This window comes from Cupriavidus sp. 2KB_3 (assembly GCF_052115685.1).
In the GTDB taxonomy this organism is placed as follows: domain Bacteria; phylum Pseudomonadota; class Gammaproteobacteria; order Burkholderiales; family Burkholderiaceae; genus Cupriavidus; species Cupriavidus campinensis.
In genome coordinates, this window is sequence record NZ_JBFRHD010000007.1 from 34,403 (window position 1) to 50,765 (window position 16,363).

The 16,363-nt window shown below is 62.3% G+C and carries 14 protein-coding genes; 11 read left to right on the forward strand and 3 right to left on the reverse strand.

What is annotated here, in order from left to right; all coding sequences use genetic code 11:
- The first annotated feature begins 139 nt into the window (after positions 1-139).
- The 7 genes from AB4120_RS08930 to AB4120_RS08960 all read left to right on the forward strand — a co-directional run bounded on the left by AB4120_RS08930 (position 140) and on the right by AB4120_RS08960 (position 8,149).
- On the forward strand, positions 140-1,324 hold the full coding sequence (locus tag AB4120_RS08930; protein ID WP_149138199.1) for a cytochrome c oxidase subunit II: 1,185 nt from the start codon (positions 140-142) through the stop codon (positions 1,322-1,324).
- A 27-nt stretch (positions 1,325-1,351) separates the two neighbouring features.
- Entirely contained in the window at positions 1,352-3,106 is a 1,755-nt protein-coding gene (ctaD, locus tag AB4120_RS08935) for a cytochrome c oxidase subunit I (RefSeq protein ID WP_149138198.1), read from the forward strand.
- Positions 3,103-3,771: a bb3-type cytochrome oxidase subunit III gene (locus AB4120_RS08940; protein ID WP_149138197.1), complete on the forward strand. Its 669-nt coding sequence runs from the start codon at positions 3,103-3,105 to the stop codon at positions 3,769-3,771. Before ctaD ends, AB4120_RS08940 begins: the two co-directional genes overlap by 4 nt.
- 78 nt (positions 3,772-3,849) lie before the next feature.
- Positions 3,850-4,512 carry a heme-copper oxidase subunit III family protein gene (locus AB4120_RS08945; RefSeq protein ID WP_262389858.1) on the forward strand — a complete coding sequence of 221 codons (663 nt, stop codon included), beginning with the start codon at positions 3,850-3,852 and terminating at the stop codon, positions 4,510-4,512.
- Positions 4,513-4,520: 8 nt separating this feature from the next.
- The gene (locus tag AB4120_RS08950) at positions 4,521-4,874 is read left to right on the forward strand and encodes a cytochrome C oxidase subunit IV family protein (protein WP_144196353.1); all 354 of its coding nucleotides are present in this window, start codon (positions 4,521-4,523) and stop codon (positions 4,872-4,874) included.
- Between the two features lie 211 nt (positions 4,875-5,085).
- A complete protein-coding gene (locus AB4120_RS08955) occupies positions 5,086-7,218 on the forward strand; it encodes a peptidase M23 (RefSeq protein ID WP_149138195.1) in 2,133 nt (710 codons plus the stop codon).
- 16 nt (positions 7,219-7,234) lie between these two features.
- Complete coding sequence (locus tag AB4120_RS08960; protein ID WP_149138194.1) at positions 7,235-8,149, forward strand: XAC2610-related protein; 915 nt, start codon at positions 7,235-7,237, stop codon at positions 8,147-8,149.
- A 52-nt stretch (positions 8,150-8,201) separates the two neighbouring features.
- Here AB4120_RS08960 and AB4120_RS08965 read toward each other — a convergent pair whose 3' ends face one another.
- A complete protein-coding gene (locus tag AB4120_RS08965) occupies positions 8,202-9,629 on the reverse strand; it encodes an NAD-dependent succinate-semialdehyde dehydrogenase (protein ID WP_149138193.1) in 1,428 nt (475 codons plus the stop codon).
- Between the two features lie 160 nt (positions 9,630-9,789).
- Here AB4120_RS08965 and AB4120_RS08970 point away from each other — a divergent pair, with 160 nt between their 5' ends.
- The 4 genes from AB4120_RS08970 to AB4120_RS08985 all read left to right on the forward strand — a co-directional run bounded on the left by AB4120_RS08970 (position 9,790) and on the right by AB4120_RS08985 (position 14,072).
- A complete protein-coding gene (locus tag AB4120_RS08970; RefSeq protein WP_149138192.1) occupies positions 9,790-11,247 on the forward strand; it encodes an MATE family efflux transporter in 1,458 nt (485 codons plus the stop codon).
- Positions 11,248-11,657: 410 nt separating this feature from the next.
- Positions 11,658-12,119 (forward strand): tripartite tricarboxylate transporter TctB family protein, encoded by a 462-nt coding sequence (locus tag AB4120_RS08975; RefSeq protein ID WP_149138191.1) that lies wholly within the window; start codon positions 11,658-11,660, stop codon positions 12,117-12,119.
- 13 nt (positions 12,120-12,132) lie between these two features.
- Positions 12,133-13,635 carry a tripartite tricarboxylate transporter permease gene (locus tag AB4120_RS08980; protein ID WP_092294480.1) on the forward strand — a complete coding sequence of 501 codons (1,503 nt, stop codon included), beginning with the start codon at positions 12,133-12,135 and terminating at the stop codon, positions 13,633-13,635.
- A gap of 113 nt (positions 13,636-13,748) precedes the next feature.
- Positions 13,749-14,072 carry a helix-turn-helix transcriptional regulator gene (locus AB4120_RS08985; RefSeq protein WP_092294482.1) on the forward strand — a complete coding sequence of 108 codons (324 nt, stop codon included), beginning with the start codon at positions 13,749-13,751 and terminating at the stop codon, positions 14,070-14,072.
- Positions 14,073-14,129: 57 nt separating this feature from the next.
- Here the strand turns inward: AB4120_RS08985 and AB4120_RS08990 are convergent, their stop codons facing one another.
- Positions 14,130-14,909: a DUF4397 domain-containing protein gene (locus tag AB4120_RS08990; RefSeq protein ID WP_149138190.1), complete on the reverse strand. Its 780-nt coding sequence runs from the start codon at positions 14,907-14,909 to the stop codon at positions 14,130-14,132.
- A gap of 421 nt (positions 14,910-15,330) precedes the next feature.
- Complete coding sequence (locus AB4120_RS08995) at positions 15,331-16,359, reverse strand: diguanylate cyclase domain-containing protein (RefSeq protein WP_149138189.1); 1,029 nt, start codon at positions 16,357-16,359, stop codon at positions 15,331-15,333.
- Between the last annotated feature and the right edge of the window lie 4 nt (positions 16,360-16,363).

Consider the following 16,363-nt stretch of genomic DNA (forward strand, 5'->3'; position numbering starts at 1 on the left):
CCCTGGCGAGTTTGTGCATCGCCGCACGACGGCGCGGCGATGTCGCCTTGCAGTGACCTGAGACCATGCACTAGTCTTATTCCACCTGCGTGACCTGCGCATCCCTCGCGGTACTGCCTCCGCGTGGAGGAGGGTGGATATGGCGATAGCCATCGCACTCGTCGTCATCGTCGTCGCTTCGGTGCTCTTTCATTTCGTGAGCCCGTGGTGGGCGACGCCGCTCGCGTCCAACTGGAAACAGATGGACGATACGTTGACCATTACGCTGGTCATCACGGGCTTCTTCTTCATCGTCATCAACCTGTTCGTCGGCTACATCGTGTGGCGCTACCGCCATCGCGCGGGGCATCGCGCCGCCTATCAGCCGGAGAATCGCAAGCTCGAGCTATGGCTGATCGGTCTCACCGCCATCGGCATCATCGCGATGCTGGCGCCGGGGCTGATCGTTTACGCCGACTACGTGCGGCCGCCGCGCGATGCGATGGTGGTGGAGGTAGTGGGCCAGCAGTGGCAATGGGCGTTTCGCTTTCCGGGCAAGAGCGGGCAGCTCGGTACATCCGATGCGCGCTTCGTCACGGCGTCCAACCCGCTCGGGATCAATCCCGATGATCCGCGCGGGCAGGACAACATCGTCGTGGTGGGGCCCGAAGTGCATCTGCCGCTGAACCGGCCGGTGAAGGTGCTGCTGCGCTCGAAAGACGTGCTGCACGACTTCTACGTACCGCCGATCCGCGCGCGCATGAACATGGTGCCGGGCATGGTCACCTCGTTCTGGTTCACGCCCACACAGGCCGGCAAGTTCGACATCCTCTGCGCGCAGCTGTGTGGCGTGGGGCACTACAACATGCGCGGCCACATGGTTGTGGAGGATCAGGCTTCGTTCGACGCATGGCTCGCCAAGCAGCAGACCTTCGCGATGACGATGGCCAAGAGCGCGCCGCCGATGGCTGCGGCACCGGGTACGGCGGCAACGCCCACGCCCGAGACCACAGTGGCTTCCGGCACCGACCTCGTCGAACAGGGCCGCGCGCTGGCGCAGAGCAAGGGTTGCGTGGCGTGCCATAGCGTGGACGGCAAGCCCGGCGTGGGGCCGACCTGGAAGGGGCTGTACGGCAGCACGCAGACGTTTGCCGATGGCAGCAGCGCGCAGGTGGACGATGCGTTCGTAAAGACCGAGATCGTCGATCCGCACGCGCGGCTGGTCAAGGGCTTCGGGCCGCTGATGCCGCCATTGCCGGTCTCCGACGCGGAAGTCACCGCGCTGACCGCCTATATCCGTTCGCTCGGCAGCGGCGCGGCCGCCACGCCGCAGGCGGGCAAGTAACGCAGTAACGCGCGGGAGGAGGATGAGATGGCTTACGCCGATGATGCCCACCACGGCCCGCAGAGCTTCGGGGCGCGCTACATCTGGAGCCAGGACCACAAGGTGATCGCGGTGCAGTACACCATCGTCGCGATCATCGTAGGGCTGGTCGGCGTTGCGCTCTCCAACCTCATGCGGATGCAGCTGGGCTTCCCGGGCAAGTTCGATTTCATCGACGCCAATCGCTATTACCAGTTTGTCACCATGCACGGCATGATCATGGTGATCTACCTCCTGACGGCGCTGTTCCTGGGCGGTTTTGGCAACTATCTGATCCCGTTGATGGTGGGCGCACGTGACATGGTGTTCCCGTTCCTCAACATGCTTAGCTTCTGGGTCTATTTCCTGTCGGTGATCGTACTGCTGGCGAGCTTCTTCGTGCCTGGGGGGCCAACGGGCGCAGGTTGGACGCTCTACCCGCCGCAGGCGATCCTGCCCGGCACACCTGGCTATGACTGGGGCGTCATCCTGATGCTGGTGTCGCTGCTGATCTTTATCGTGGCCGCCACGATGGGCGGCCTGAACTACGTGACCACCGTGCTCCAGGCGCGCACCGAGGGCATGACGCTGCTGCGCATGCCGCTGGCCGTGTGGGGCATCTTCATGGCGACCATCCTCGCGCTGCTGGCGTTTCCGGCGCTGTTCGTCTCGGGCGTGATGATGCTGCTCGACAAGACGCTGCACACGAGTTTCTTCATGCCGGCGATGGTGTCGATGGGCCAGCAGCTCGACTACAAGGGCGGCAGCCCGTTGCTGTTCCAGCACCTGTTCTGGTTCTTCGGGCATCCGGAGGTCTATATCGTGGCGCTGCCTGCGTTCGGCATCGTCTCGGACCTTGTCAGCGTGCATTCCCGCAAGAGCATCTTCGGCTATCGCACGATGGTGTGGGCCATCCTCGCCATCGGGCTGCTTTCCGTGGTGGTGTGGGCGCATCATATGTTCGTCAGTGGCATGAACCCGTACTTCGGCTTCTTCTTCGCCACGACCACGCTGATCATCGCGGTGCCTACGGCCATCAAGGTCTACAACTGGGTCATCACGCTGTGGCGTGGCGATATCCATTTCTCAGTGCCGATGCTGTTCGCGATTGCCTTTATCAGCACCTTCGTGATTGGCGGGCTGACCGGCCTGTTCCTCGGCAATGTCAGCGTGGACATTCCGCTCTCCAACACCTATTTCGTGGTGGCGCATTTCCACATGGTGATGGGCGTGTCGCCGATCCTGGTGGTGTTTGGTGGCCTGTACCACTGGTATCCCAAGGTGACCGGGCGCATGCTCAACGACACGCTGGGGCATATCCACTTCTGGGTCACCTTCATCGGCACCTACGCCATCTTCTTCCCGATGCACTACCTCGGTGTGCTGGGCATGCCGCGCCGCTACTACGCGTTCGACAACTACAGCTTCATTCCCGAGTCGGCGCACGTGATGAACATGTATATCTCGATCGCCGCGTTCGTGGTGGCCTTCGCACAGCTGCTGTTCGTCTTCAACCTCGCATGGAGCGTGCGGCACGGACGGCCCGCCGGCCCGAATCCATGGCGCGCGGCGTCGCTGGAATGGCAGACGCCCGATACGCCGCCCGTGCATGGCAACTGGGGGCCGCACCAGCCGGTGGTCTATCGCTGGGCTTACGCGTACAGCGTGCCTGGCGCGCCGGAGGACTTCATTGCCCAGAATGCGCCGCCGGAAGCCGGTGGGCATGAACCGGAGCCGTACGAAAGCAAGGGGGCCGTCGCATGAACGCCGAATCGATCGCCACGCCATCGCCGTCAGGCGTGTTCCGGGTCTCGCGCGAGGGGCCGAACAGCGGCCCCGGCGGGGGCGGCGCCATGCACGACCGCGAGGTGCGCGCGCCCGGCAGCATTGGCCTGTGGGCGTTTATTGGCGTTGTCACGTCGCTGTTCTCGCTGTTTCTTGTCGCCTTTGCAATGCGGATGGACAGCCCGGACTGGCATCGGGTGGCGCTGCCCTGGCAGGTGTGGCTGTCTACGGGACTGCTGGCTGCGGCCAGCGTGGCGATGCAGCTTTCCACGCGCGCCGCGCGGGCGGGGCATATGGAGCACGCACGCACGGCATTGCGCCTGGGCGGTCTTGGCGCTGCGGCCTTCGTGGTGTCGCAACTCTGGGCCTGGCAGGCGCTGTACGCGCTGCATGTGGTGCCGGCCAACAATCCCGCCGGTAGCTTCTTCTACCTGCTCACGGCCATGCATGGCCTGCACGTGGTGGGCGGTCTGGTCGCATTCGCCTATGTGGCGATGGATCGCGGCAGCGGCACGCGCACGGTGACACGTATCGGCCTGTGCACCCGGTACTGGCACTTCCTGCTGGCGCTGTGGCTCGTGCTGCTGGGTGCGCTGGGCTGGCTGACGCCCGAGATCGTCCGCTACATCTGCGGCACCGCCTAGCAGAGAGGGGGAATACCAATGACCTCGCCAGTTTCGTCGCCCACATCGCCGACGTCACCCACGCCGCCGGCGCACGGCATGGCAGACCATTTGCCGTCCGGCGTAAAGGGCCTGCTCGCAGACTGGTCGTCGGACCAGATGGCCTTCAAGGTGTCGTGGGGCAAGGCCATGATGTGGATCTTCCTGCTGTCCGACACGTTCATATTCAGTTGCTTCCTGACCGGCTACATGACGGTGCGGATGTCGACGACGGTGCCGTGGCCCAATCCGAGCGAGGTGTTCGCGCTGGAGATCGCCGGCCGGCAGGTGCCGCTGATCCTGATCGCCATCATGACGTTCGTGCTGATCACGAGTAGCGGCACCATGGCGATGGCCGTCAACTTCGCCTACCGGCGCCAGCGCCGCGAATGCGCGATGCTGATGCTGGCCACGGCGGTCCTCGGGGCATCGTTCGTCGGCATGCAGGCGTTCGAATGGTCGAAGCTGATCCACGAAGGCGTGCGGCCGTGGGGCAACCCGATGGGCGCGGCGCAGTTCGGATCGACGTTCTTCATGATTACCGGCTTCCACGGCTTTCACGTGTCGTGTGGTGTGATCTACCTGCTCGTCATCGCCAACAAGGTGCGGCAGGGGCACTACGACGTGACGGGCAACTACCAGCCCGTGGAGATCGCCGGGCTGTACTGGCACTTCGTGGACCTGGTCTGGGTCTTTATCTTCGCGCTGTTCTATCTCTGGTGAGGCTGGCCATGGCATCGACTCCCACCGCTCCCGATCTGGCCACCGAACCGTCGTCGCATGGCGGACAGGCCCACCCGATCGGCCTGTACCTGAAGGTCTGGATCCTGCTGTTCATCCTGTCCACGATGTCGTACATGGTGGACTACTTCCACGTGCAGGGCTTCCTGCGCTGGGCCCTGATTCTGATCTTCATGGCGTTGAAAGCCGGATTGATCATCGCCGTGTTCATGCACATGGCGTGGGAGCGCATGGCCCTGATCTGCGCCATCCTGCTGCCGCCGCTGTGCCTGCTGGTGCTGGTATGGCTGATGGCGGAAGAGGCGGACTACACGTTCCTGACGCGGGGGGTGTTTTTCAAGTAGCGATGGGCGTGTTGGCGCCATAACTTAACTGAGCGTGGTTGAAAAGCTCTCGCGTCAGGCAGATTTCGGAAAACTGCGATTGCAGTGTGCCGCTCGCCGCTTCTAGTATGCCGACTCCTATCGGCTTACTGCTTGGCGGCTCATGCTCATCAGTCCTCCGTTTCTCCCTAGCCCCATCGGCGCAAGCCAGACTGACGCATCGGCGGATGTCATGGCTCTGGCGGATAAGGGCGAACAGCGTAATCTCATTTACCCAATCAGCGGAGACCGGCGCTGGCACGGCGGTTGCCACATCGCGTCCGGAAGCCTGAACGAGGCTGTTCGCGCGATTGCCGATGGCGAAGTGGTGGCCTATCGCGTTTGCCAGCACCTGGACGGACCCGACGGGGCAGTCAAAGACAGCGATATTGGATTCGTGCTCTTACGGCACGAGACGGAAACCGGTGAAAACCGCAGGTTGCGGTTCTATTCACTCTACATGCACTTGCGCCATTTGGGCGGCTACGGCGGCAATTGCAACCCGAAGGACTTGCCGGAGTGGCTACGCATGCCGACCGGCGTAGCGTCCGGCGAGGGCAAGAAGGTCTGCCGCAAAGATATTCTGGGCTGGATAGGTCAGTGCAACGGAGACAAGTACCTGCACTTCGAGATATTCATGGCCCGGGCAGATTTCGAGGCGTACTTCAATGAGACTCAGCTGGGGCGGGCCACTCCTTCGACCCCTGCCTCGACGGATTATTGGGGTGATAGCTATTACGTCATTCCGGCTGGGCTGCCAATCCTGGCACAGCCACCCGGCACGAGTAAAGACAAACTGAATGGCGTTGAATTTCCGCCCCTGCAGGGTATCGCAGCGACGGATCGGAAGCTCTATATCGAGGTGAAATTCCGGGGTGGGCAGAGACTGACGCGTGTATGGCGCGATGACGCAGAGGGGCAGCGCACGCTGCTGACAGCGCAGCCGATTCTCGAGAAAGACTACGAGTACGACATGTACGCACGTGCTTGTGCCCTTTACCCGGCCTGCCCCAGCGACGGCTACGAGCTTTTGCGCTTCGGCCGCATTCTTAGCCGGCCTGAAACGTTGGCGGCCGGAAATCGGGTGACATGGTTCCGCGTGGCGTTCGATTCGGACAAGCAAGGGTACGTCGATATTCACAACGCGGGCATCCAGAAACTATCCGACGCGGACTTCCCTAGTTTCATGGGCTGGGAAAAGGTGAGCGAAGGCACGGGGCCCTTCGCGCAGGACGGATTGTGCGATATCGATTTGCTCAAGGATCTGCTGAAGGACAAGAATCCCGGCCATAACCCGTATGCCGGAAGCTCCGCGACCAAGACATTGCGCTACTACGTGCAAATGGGGGAGGGCGTCAGGGAAAAGCTGCGAGGGCTGGTGTGCGAGATGCCGTCGGAGTGGGATCGGTCGAACAATGAGGTGCGATACCGGAAGCTGAAGGAGCCCGGAGAGTTCTACGGAGGCGACCCGGCGGGCTATGACCGGTTCATGGCGTTCCTCGGCAAGGTTCAGTTCTGGGACAAGACCGGGCTGCCGCCCACCACCACGGAGAAGCTGTGGTTCTTCCATCCGCTGGCATTTATTCGGCATTTCAGGAAATGCCTCTGGATATCGCCGAAGGAACTCAGCCGGATTTATCCGGACAGCCTATATAACCACAAAGAAACTCCAGATCCAGAGAAAACGCGCGCCAAATACGGTGCGGCACTCAATCAGGTGATGCGGAAGTACTTGATTCGTACTCCAACGCGCGCTGTTCATTTTATGGCACAAGGCGGGATCGAATCGAATTTTTTGGCGCGCATGATGGAGGCATCCTCTAAGTATTTTACTGCAAGCCTTCAATCCGAGGCCAACGGCTATTATAATAATGCTGATGATACATACTTCGAGTATCTTGACAAACGATTGGGGAACGTCGAAAGCGATGATGGGAGAAAGTATCGCGGACGGGGCTATAAGCAGCTCACGGGAAGGGAGAATTACTCAAAATACTGGGTGTACCGAGGCTGGCTAGGATCGACATCATTCGATTCGTATTGGTGGGCGGTAAAGAAGAGGTGCCCACCAATTATCGATAATCCTCAGCAGATCAGTAACAATGCCTATGATTGCATTGATGCTGGCGGGTGGTATTGGACGGCCGGTGCAGCTTCGAATCGATATTTATCAATCAATTCCACAGTGGAAGAAGGGAGCATCTCGGATAGCGCAGTCTTCAAGGTTTCGCGTGCGATTAACGGATTGAATAGGCAAGGCGAACCGAACGGCCTGCGCGAGCGGATCATGCAAACTCGCCGAATTGCCGTTTTGTTGATGGATTGATATGAGGACCTCCCTAGTGGTCGTTGCCATCGCCGCTATTTTGTTGTTTTCGTTCGGTGGCGTCAGCGCAAACGAGACTGTGGTTAGCCTGCCGGGAAAGACTATAGTTAAAATCCCCGGCTACTCCCAGATTTTCACCCGCGCTGATGAGGCAATTTGCGTTGTAATACCTGCCGGATCGGTGGAGGTCACAGCCTGCTTCCTTGAGAGCGCGTTGGATGCTGTGGCTGAATCCAATGGATTCCTCAGATATGGTGACCTGCCGAAAGAAAGCAAGGCGCAGTTGGACGCGCTTCCAGACGATCGAATGGTCTTCGTCGAAGGTGGCTTCGGATGGGCCTATGCCACAGACCCAGTAACTTTGGGGAGCTTCGATGTCCATGAGGCCACGTCGGTCCTGTGTGAGGAGTTCAAAAACAGTGTGCGCCATCCTGCCGTTTGCTATTTCGCTGCGGCAGCTTCTATTTCAACCCCAACGCGACTATCAGTATTTATTTCTGCGGAACTAGAGCGCCCACCCGGTCGCAGTGGTGTGCAGGAGCAACGCACGGAGGAAAAAATTGGGAGAATTCACCAGATTATAGAATCCATAGAGATGATCCCCGGCTCGGGAAGTGGCAAACTCACGCTCCCTTCTAGCGAACGCCCGCTTCATATCGAGGTTGCGGATTTCAATTTCGATGGGCATGAAGATTTTGCGGTCTGGCATCTGGACGACGGCATGGGAGTACACAAGATCTATAGGATCTTTCTGTACACGCCAGGCCAGAAGACCTTCGAAGAGGCGCTGTCCCGCTGTGGAGATACTTTTATCAACGTTCGGAGGGATCTGAGGCGCCGCCGGTTACTTAGCACCCACTGGAGCGACAATACGCCGATGTCTTGTGTGACTCGCCTGCCGAAGACGCCAGGCGGACATGCGCAGAAATAGCGATGGCCAGACATCGCAGCATGGAACTGTGCGAGTCTGGCCCCGAGGCGCCTTAAACCTGCGTAATAAACTTCGTCACCAGATACCCGTCGAATGTCTCCATCCCGCCTTCGCTGCCGATGCCGGAGTCCTTGATGCCGCCGAACGGCGTTTCGGACAGGGCCATGCCGAAGTGGTTGATGTTGACCATGCCGGCTTCCAGGCCGTTGGAGACCAGGTGGGCCGTCTTCAGCGAGTTGGTGAACACGTACGAGGCCAGGCCGAAGGGCAGGCTGTTGGCGCGGCGCAGGGCTTCCTCGGCATCCTTGAAGCGCGTGACCGGCGCTACCGGGCCGAACGGCTCGTCCACCATCAGCTTGGCGTCGTCAGGCAGGTCCGTCACCACGGTCGGGGCGAAGAAGAAGCCCTTGTCGCCGATGCGTGCGCCGCCCGCCACGATCTTGCCGCCGCGGTGGTTGGCATCGTCAAGGAACTGCTCCATCGATGCGATACGTCGCTCGTGCGCGAGCGGGCCCATCTGCGTGCCGTCGTCAAGGCCGTTGCCGACCTTGATCGAACCGATCACCTCGGTGAAGCGCGCCAGGAACTTGTCGTAAGCCTTTTCCTGGACGTAGAAGCGCGTCGGGGAGACGCACACCTGGCCGGCGTTGCGCAGCTTGAAGCGCGCCAGCATTTCGGCGGCCGGCTCGATGTCGGCATCGTCGAAGACCAGCACCGGGGAATGACCGCCCAGCTCCATCGTCACGCGCTTCATGTGCGCGCCGGCCAGCGCAGCCAGTTGCTTGCCCACCGGCACGGAACCCGTGAACGAGATCTTGCGCACGATCGGGGATTCGATCAGGTAGGTCGATACTTCGCTCGGCACGCCCCAGACGATGTTCAGCACGCCCGGGGGCAGGCCGGCGTCATGGAACAGGCGCGCCAGGGCCACCACGGCGCTCGGCGAATCCTCCGGGCCCTTCAGGATCAGCGTGCAACCGGCGCCCAGCGCCGCGACGATCTTGCGGATTGCCTGGTTGAACGGGAAATTCCACGGCGTGAAGGCGGCGCAGACGCCAATCGGCTCGCGCACGACGATCTGGCGCACGGCCGGGTTGCGCGGGGGAATCACGCGGCCGTAGATGCGGCGCGCTTCCTCGGCGTGCCATTCGGCGTGCTCGGCGCAGATCATCACTTCGCCCACGGCCTCGGCCAGCGGCTTGCCCTGGTCCAGCGTGATGTCGCGGCCGATCTCCTTGGCGCGCGTGCGCGTCAGTTCCGCTACGCGGCGCAGGATGGCGGAGCGCTCCAGCGGCGAGGTTTTTTTCCACGTCTCGAAAGCGCGTTGCGCCGCGGCCAGCGCGCGATCGAGGTCGGCGCGGGAGGCGTGGGGCAGCTTGCCGAGGACTTCCTGGGTCGCCGGGTTGATGACATCCTGTTCGCGCCGGTCGCCTCCCTTGATGAATTCCCCATCGATATAGAGGGCGAGATCCTGGTACATGCGTGTCTCCTGAGTCGGTCGGGTCGAGAAACCGCAAGCTTAACGCGTCGGGCCGGAACGCGCACGGGGTAGTGATGGCCGATAATCGGCCACTTGCCCCGGGGGGATTCACGCTAGACTGGCGGACCCGATATGCCGTACATCGTCCCGCACGCCCGCCATGAAGCCAGACGCCAGACTGACCACGGGCCCGATCGGCCGCACGCTGTTGCTGTTCTCGCTGCCGGTATTGGGCAGCAACATCCTTCAGTCGTTGAACGCGTCGATCAACTCGGTCTGGGTGGGCCGCTACCTGGGCGAGGCCGCGCTCACGGCCACGTCCAACGCCAATATCATCCTGTTCTTCCTGCTTGGCGTAGTGTTTGGCATCAGCATGGCCAACACCATCATGATTGGCCAGGCCGTGGGCGCGGGGAACATCCAGGAAGCCCGCCGCGTGGTGGGCACCGGCACCACGTTCTTCGTGGGCCTGTCGATCCTCGCGGCGGTGCTCGGCTTCGTCTTCACGCCGCACATCCTCGCGGCCATGCATACGCCCGACGACGCCGCGCCACTGGCGGTGATCTACCTGCGCATCATTTTCGTGGCGCTGCCGTTCATGTACTTCTACAACTTCGTGATGATGACGTTGCGCGGCGCGGGTGATTCGCGCACGCCGTTCTATTTCATGCTGTTGTCGGTGGTGCTCGATGTGGTGCTGAACCCGGTGCTGATCTTTGGCGTCGGGCCGTTGCCGGCGCTCGGCATCGCCGGTTCCGCGCTGGCCACGCTGATCGCCCAGCTGGTAAGCCTTGTGGCGATGATTGTGGTGCTGTACCGGCGACGCCATTTCCTGCTGCTGCACAGGGAGCAACTGGCGCTGCTGTGGCCCGATCCGGCCATTCTCCGCGCGCTGGTGGCAAAGGGCCTGCCGATGGGCCTGCAGATGGTGGTGATCTCGTCGTCCGCGATTGTCATGATGTCGCTGGTCAATACCTACGGCTCGCAGACCACGGCAGCCTACGGCGTGGCCTCGCAGCTATGGACGTACGTGCAGATGCCGGCCCTGGCCGTTGGCGCCAGCGTGTCGTCGATGGTTGCGCAGAATGTGGGCGCTGGCCTGTGGCCTCGCGTCGCCCGCGTCACGCGAATGGGCCTGCTGTTCAACGTGGTGATGACCGGGGCACTGGTGGCGCTGATCTACCTGTTCAACCGGCATTCGCTCGGCATTTTCCTTGGCGATGACAGCACGGCGATTGGCATCGCCCAGCATATCAACCGCGTGGTGCTGTGGTCGTTCATCCTGTTCGGCTTCACGATTGTCGTGTTTGGCACGGTGCGCGCCACCGGTGCGGTCATGGCGCCGCTCGTCATCCTGTTCGTGTCGATGTGGGGGATCCGGCTGCCGTTCGCATGGCTGATGGAGCCACATATCGGCGCTGAGTCGATCTGGTGGAGCTTCCCGGTTGGCTCGATCGTGTCCGTGGCGCTGGCCTTTGCCTACTACCGTTTTGGCAACTGGAAGCGCAGCCACATCCTGCCTGTCGAGCCTCATGCGGAGGCTGTCGGCCTGGCGCCCGATACCAGCATGGGCACGCCCTGCGAGGACGCCGATGCCGAGGCGGCCCCTGCCCGGTGATCGGATGACAGGCGGATGTGCTTTCACATGAGAGACATTTAAGTCACCGCGCGCGCCGCGGTGCAGCAATGTAAGGCGTTCGAAAGCCAAGCATCGCCCAAGCACCAAGACGCCGCTTCATGCGGCGTTTTTTCTTTCATTCGCCTTTCGTCTCGCCTTTCAATTGACTTTCATGGGCCGCGATTCGCTTCGGTGAAGTAAATCACAACATGATGCATTGACACTGGCCCACTCCTGGTGCGGGAATCAGGAATTACCCTGAAGCCAGACAAATGAAAGGCGCCTGAAAGATCGCGTCTCTACTGTTCGCTCCGTCGCATCGGATGCTTGCCTGCCATGCATCCGCAGTGCGGGCGCCAGAGCCGGCGTGCCGCGCGGTACCGATTTTCACCACTTTGAGGAGATTCATTTTGCGCATACGCAGCCAAAAGGACTTTGCCTCCGGCCTGATGTTTGTCCTGGTCGGCCTGGGCTTTTCCTTCGTCGCGCGCGGCTATTCCATGGGAACGGCGGCGAAGATGGGGCCAGGATATTTTCCGTTCCTGCTCGGACTCGTGCTCGCCCTGCTGGGCGCGGTCGTGACGCTGAGTTCGCTCTCGACGAAGGGCGAAGAAGACCAGCTCGCGCGTTGGGACCTCAAGACACTGTTGTGGATTCTCGGCTCCGTGGTGCTGTTCGGCCTGTTGCTCAAGCCGCTCGGTATGGTGTTGTCGGTCTTCGTGCTGGTGCTGGTCTCGTCGATGGCGAGCCATGAGTTCAGCTGGAAGGGCGCACTCCTGAACGGCGTGGTGCTCGTGCTGATCAGCCTGGGCGCGTTCGTGTACGGCATCAACCTGCAGATGCCGGTGTGGCCTGCCTTCATTACCGGCTAAGGAGCCCGTCCAAATGGAATTGTTCGATCACCTTGCCCTGGGCTTCTCCACGGCATTGTCCCTGCAGAACCTCGCGTACGCCTTCCTTGGCTGCGTGCTGGGGACGCTGATTGGCGTGCTGCCCGGCCTCGGCCCCCTCGCCACCATCGCCATGCTGCTGCCGGTCACGTACACGCTGCCCCCGGTAGCTGCACTGATCATGCTGGCTGGTATCTACTACGGCGCCCAGTACGGCGGCTCCACCACCGCAATTCTGGTGAACCTGCCCGGTGAGTCGTCGTCGGTGGTGACCACCATCGATGGCTACCAGATGGCGCGACGTGGCCGTGCCGGCGTGGCGCTGGCCACTGCGGGTCTCGGTTCGTTCTTCGCCGGCTGCGTGGCCACGCTGATCCTGGCCGCCTTCGCAACGCCGCTGTCGGAACTGGCGTTCAAGTTCGGCCCCGCCGAGTACTTCTCGCTGATGGTGCTGGGCCTGATCGGTGCCGTGGTGCTGGCTTCGGGCTCGCTGCCGAAGGCGGTGTCGATGATCGTGCTGGGTCTGCTGCTGGGCCTGATCGGTACCGACGTGAACTCGGGCGCGGCGCGCTTCTCGTTCGACGTGCCTGAGCTGACCGACGGTATCGACTTCGTCGCGCTGGCCATGGGTATGTTCGGCTTCGCGGAAATCATCGCGAACCTGGAGCAGAAGGAAGCCCGGGAGACGTTCACGAACAAGGTGACCAACCTGTTCCCGACCAAGGAAGACTTCCGGCGCATGATTCCGGCGGTGCTGCGTGGCACGGCCCTGGGTTCGGCGCTGGGCATCCTGCCGGGCGGCGGTGCGGCACTGGCTTCGTTCGCGGCCTACTCGCTCGAGAAGAAGACCTCCAAGTACGCGCATGAATTCGGCAAGGGCGCTATCGAAGGCGTGGCAGGTCCGGAATCGGCCAACAACGCCGCGGCACAGACCTCCTTCATCCCGCTGCTGACGCTGGGCATTCCGCCCAACGCCGTGATGGCGCTGATGGTGGGCGCAATGACCATCCACAACATCCAGCCCGGCCCGCAGGTGATGACCAGCAACCCGGCGCTGTTCTGGGGCCTGATCGCCTCGATGTGGATCGGCAACCTGATGCTGATCATCCTGAACCTGCCGATGATCGGCATCTGGGTGAAGCTGCTGACCGTGCCGTATCGCTTCCTGTACCCCGCGATTCTCGTGTTCTGCGGCATTGGCGTGTACTCGGTCAACAACCAGACGTTCGATGTGTTCATGGCTGCCGGCTTCGGCGTGATCGGCTACCTGTTCCTGAAGCTCAAGTGCGAACCCGCACCGCTGCTGCTCGGCTTCGTGCTCGGACCGATGATGGAAGAGAACTTCCGCCGCTCGCTGCTGCTGTCGCGTGGTGACTTCACCGTGTTCGTGACGCGCCCGCTGTCGATGGGCCTGCTGATTGCCGCTGCCGCACTGGTGGCCGTGGTGGCACTGCCGTCGATCAAGGCCAAGCGCGAGGAAGCGTTCCAGGAGGAATAGCGCTCCGTGGCGCGCTCCTGAGTAACACCGGCTTTTGCCGGGCACACAACGCAAGCTTTCGGGGTGCCTCGCGCACCCCGTTTTTTTAAGGACTTTCCAAAGCGACTGCGCCCATGATCACGCCTTCGCTCGACCGGGTCGTTTCCCGGCTCTATATCCTCAAGCTCGTTCAGGCCAGCCCGTCCACCGTCTTCAGTCTGATGGAGCGGCTGCGCGAGCGCGGCATCGACAAGAACATCCGCGCCCTGCGGCCCATTCTGCGCAGCCTGATGATCGCCCGCTCGATCACGGCGGAGCTGGTGGAAGGTAATGGTCGCGTCTATACCATCACCGACAGCGGGCGCGCCGAGCTGGACGCCTACCTGTCGCACCTCGACGTACTCAAGTCAGACCTGCCCGGCGCCGGCAACCACGCGCAAAAGAAAGACGCCGCCTGAAGCGGCGGCGTCCTGGCCCGAGGAGAGGGCTCTTGGAATCGTGCCATGCGGCGAGGCTTACGGCTGGGTGACCAGCTCCTGCGCCGTGGTATTGCTCGTGCTGCTCTGTGCCACCAGGACCTTGATCTTGTTCGGCACCACCGCGCCAAAGCCGTCGGCCGGGATCGTGGTGATGAGCCAGTCGTCGTTCTTGTTCACGGTCAGCGCGCCCGAATCGAAGATCACGGTCTTGGTACCAGCCGCGGTCACGCGCAGGCGATAGGTGCCGCCATCCACATAGATCGAATCCTGACCCGAGGCCGGCACCGCATTCTTGTAGCTGATGGCGGCAATCGTCGGGTTCACGGCCGCGATGTCCTGTGCGGGCGTGGTCAGGTACATGTCCACATTTTGCGCATTGATCGAGGCGTTCAGGCCACGAATCCGTGCAGAGGTGTCCAGCAGGCCCTTGCCGTACGGGTCGTCGATCTGCACCACGTCGGCCGACGCGGTACCCGGCAGCGCCACCACGGTGTACTTGTGGCCCGTGTGCGCCGAAACGGTGGTCGAGCCGATCTGCGTGGACGTGCCGGCCAGGTTGAACGCGAACAGGTTGTTGCCTTCACTGACGTTGAAGTAGCCGGAGACCGTCTTGTACGGGATGTTGGTCAGCGAGGTCAGCGCGCCGTTCTGCAGCACGTCGACATTGGGGCCGGCCGTCACGGCGTGGATGACACGCACCGAGGGCTTGCTCAGGCCCACGCGGTCGTCGATGCCGTCATCGCCGCCACCGCAGGCTGCCAGGACTGCCGTGGTCGCGAGCGCCAGGCCCAGAATGATGTTCCGCTTGAGTTCCATGGTTATTCACCTCTTTTACGTTGGGATCATTGGGGCGCGCGGGACGCACACGACCTCACACCGACCCATTGCGCCGGTGCTGTCTCGAGTGGCGATGGTGGCGTGCCGCGCGGGCAATCGTTGCTAGTTGCTGCGGGCTGCCGTGCGTGAATGCGCTTGCCTGATGCAACGATAGGCATGCGGGAGGGTGTGAGACAGCCGGGCACCTCCGATATCAATGTCGGAGAATTCCCACAGTTCGGTTACAAAGCTGATACAAGTACAGGTTGTGCCGCGTGCATCGGGCGAGCGGAATGCTGCGCAGCCCCGAGGCGCGAAGCATGGTCCGACGGGGTGAGGTACTTCTTACACGGCGCCGGGCGTTGCCGGCCGTTGAAGCGAGAGGGGCGGCGCGCGGCGCGGTGCCGCGCGCGGGAAAAACTTACACCATCACGACCTGATTGCGGCCATTGCGCTTGGCCTGATACAGGCCGGTATCCGCTGCCTGCACAAGACGGCTGGCATCGCCACTCTCATCGGGCACGATCACGGCGCCGCCGATGCTGATGGTCACCATGCCGCTGGTTGGCGACCCACTGTGCGGAATCTGCAGCGACTCGATTGCGCGCCGCACCTTCTCGGCGAGCAGCCTTGCGCCGCCCGCCGACGTGGCTGGCAGGATCATCGAGAACTCCTCGCCTCCGAAACGCGCGGGCAGGTCAGCCGGCCGCGCGCAGTTGTCGCGAATCACGCCCGCCACGCGGCGCAGCACCTCGTCGCCAGCTACGTGGCCGTAGGTGTCGTTGTAGGCCTTGAAGGCATCCACGTCGATCATCAGCAGTGCCAACTGCGTCTGCTCGCGCTGCGCGCGCCGCCACTCGGCGCTCAGGTATTCATCGAAATAGCGGCGGTTCGAGAGCCCGGTGAGGCCGTCGGAGTTGGTCAGCCGCTGCAGTTCCAGGTTGGTTTCGAGTAACTGTTGCTGGCTCTGCCGGAGTGCCCGATACGCTTCGTCGCGCTGCAGCAGGTTCAGGTAGGAGCGTGAGTGATAGCGGATGCGCGCCACGAGCTCGATGGTGTCCGGCAGCTTCACGAGATAGTCGTTGGCGCCCGCCGCGAACGCGGCGCTCTTCATCGTGGCTTCTTCCTTGGTGGAGAGCACGATGATGGGGATGTCGCGCGTGCCGGGGTTCTCCCGATAGCGCCGTACGAGCGTCAGGCCGTCGGTGCCCGGCATTACGAGGTCCTGCAGGATGACGGTCGGTTGCGTGCGCTCCGCCACGGCCACGGCATCGTCGGGCTGCGCGCAGTAGTGGAAGTCGATGTCCGGCTCGCCGGCCAGTGCGCGGCGTACCGCTTCGCCGATGATGGCCTGGTCGTCAACCAGCAGCACCATCGCCATGTACTCGCTGTTGTTGGCGCCTTTCGCGCTATGGGCCGCCGCATCGGCCGGAGGGTTAGGTCTTGGCATTTTC

Excerpts from the sequence above, each read along its gene's own strand:
- AB4120_RS08930 (WP_149138199.1), top strand. The coding sequence starts at position 140 with ATGGCGATAGCCATCGCACTCGTCGTCATCGTCGTCGCTTCGGTGCTC.
- ctaD (WP_149138198.1), top strand. The coding sequence starts at position 1,352 with ATGGCTTACGCCGATGATGCCCACCACGGCCCGCAGAGCTTCGGGGCG.
- AB4120_RS08940 (WP_149138197.1), top strand. The coding sequence starts at position 3,103 with ATGAACGCCGAATCGATCGCCACGCCATCGCCGTCAGGCGTGTTCCGG.
- AB4120_RS08945 (WP_262389858.1), top strand. The coding sequence starts at position 3,850 with ATGGCAGACCATTTGCCGTCCGGCGTAAAGGGCCTGCTCGCAGACTGG.
- AB4120_RS08950 (WP_144196353.1), top strand. The coding sequence starts at position 4,521 with ATGGCATCGACTCCCACCGCTCCCGATCTGGCCACCGAACCGTCGTCG.
- AB4120_RS08955 (WP_149138195.1), top strand. The coding sequence starts at position 5,086 with ATGGCTCTGGCGGATAAGGGCGAACAGCGTAATCTCATTTACCCAATC.
- AB4120_RS08965 (WP_149138193.1), bottom strand. The coding sequence starts at position 9,629 with ATGTACCAGGATCTCGCCCTCTATATCGATGGGGAATTCATCAAGGGA.
- AB4120_RS08970 (WP_149138192.1), top strand. The coding sequence starts at position 9,790 with ATGAAGCCAGACGCCAGACTGACCACGGGCCCGATCGGCCGCACGCTG.
- AB4120_RS08980 (WP_092294480.1), top strand. The coding sequence starts at position 12,133 with ATGGAATTGTTCGATCACCTTGCCCTGGGCTTCTCCACGGCATTGTCC.
- AB4120_RS08985 (WP_092294482.1), top strand. The coding sequence starts at position 13,749 with ATGATCACGCCTTCGCTCGACCGGGTCGTTTCCCGGCTCTATATCCTC.
- AB4120_RS08990 (WP_149138190.1), bottom strand. The coding sequence starts at position 14,909 with ATGGAACTCAAGCGGAACATCATTCTGGGCCTGGCGCTCGCGACCACG.
- AB4120_RS08995 (WP_149138189.1), bottom strand. The coding sequence starts at position 16,359 with ATGCCAAGACCTAACCCTCCGGCCGATGCGGCGGCCCATAGCGCGAAA.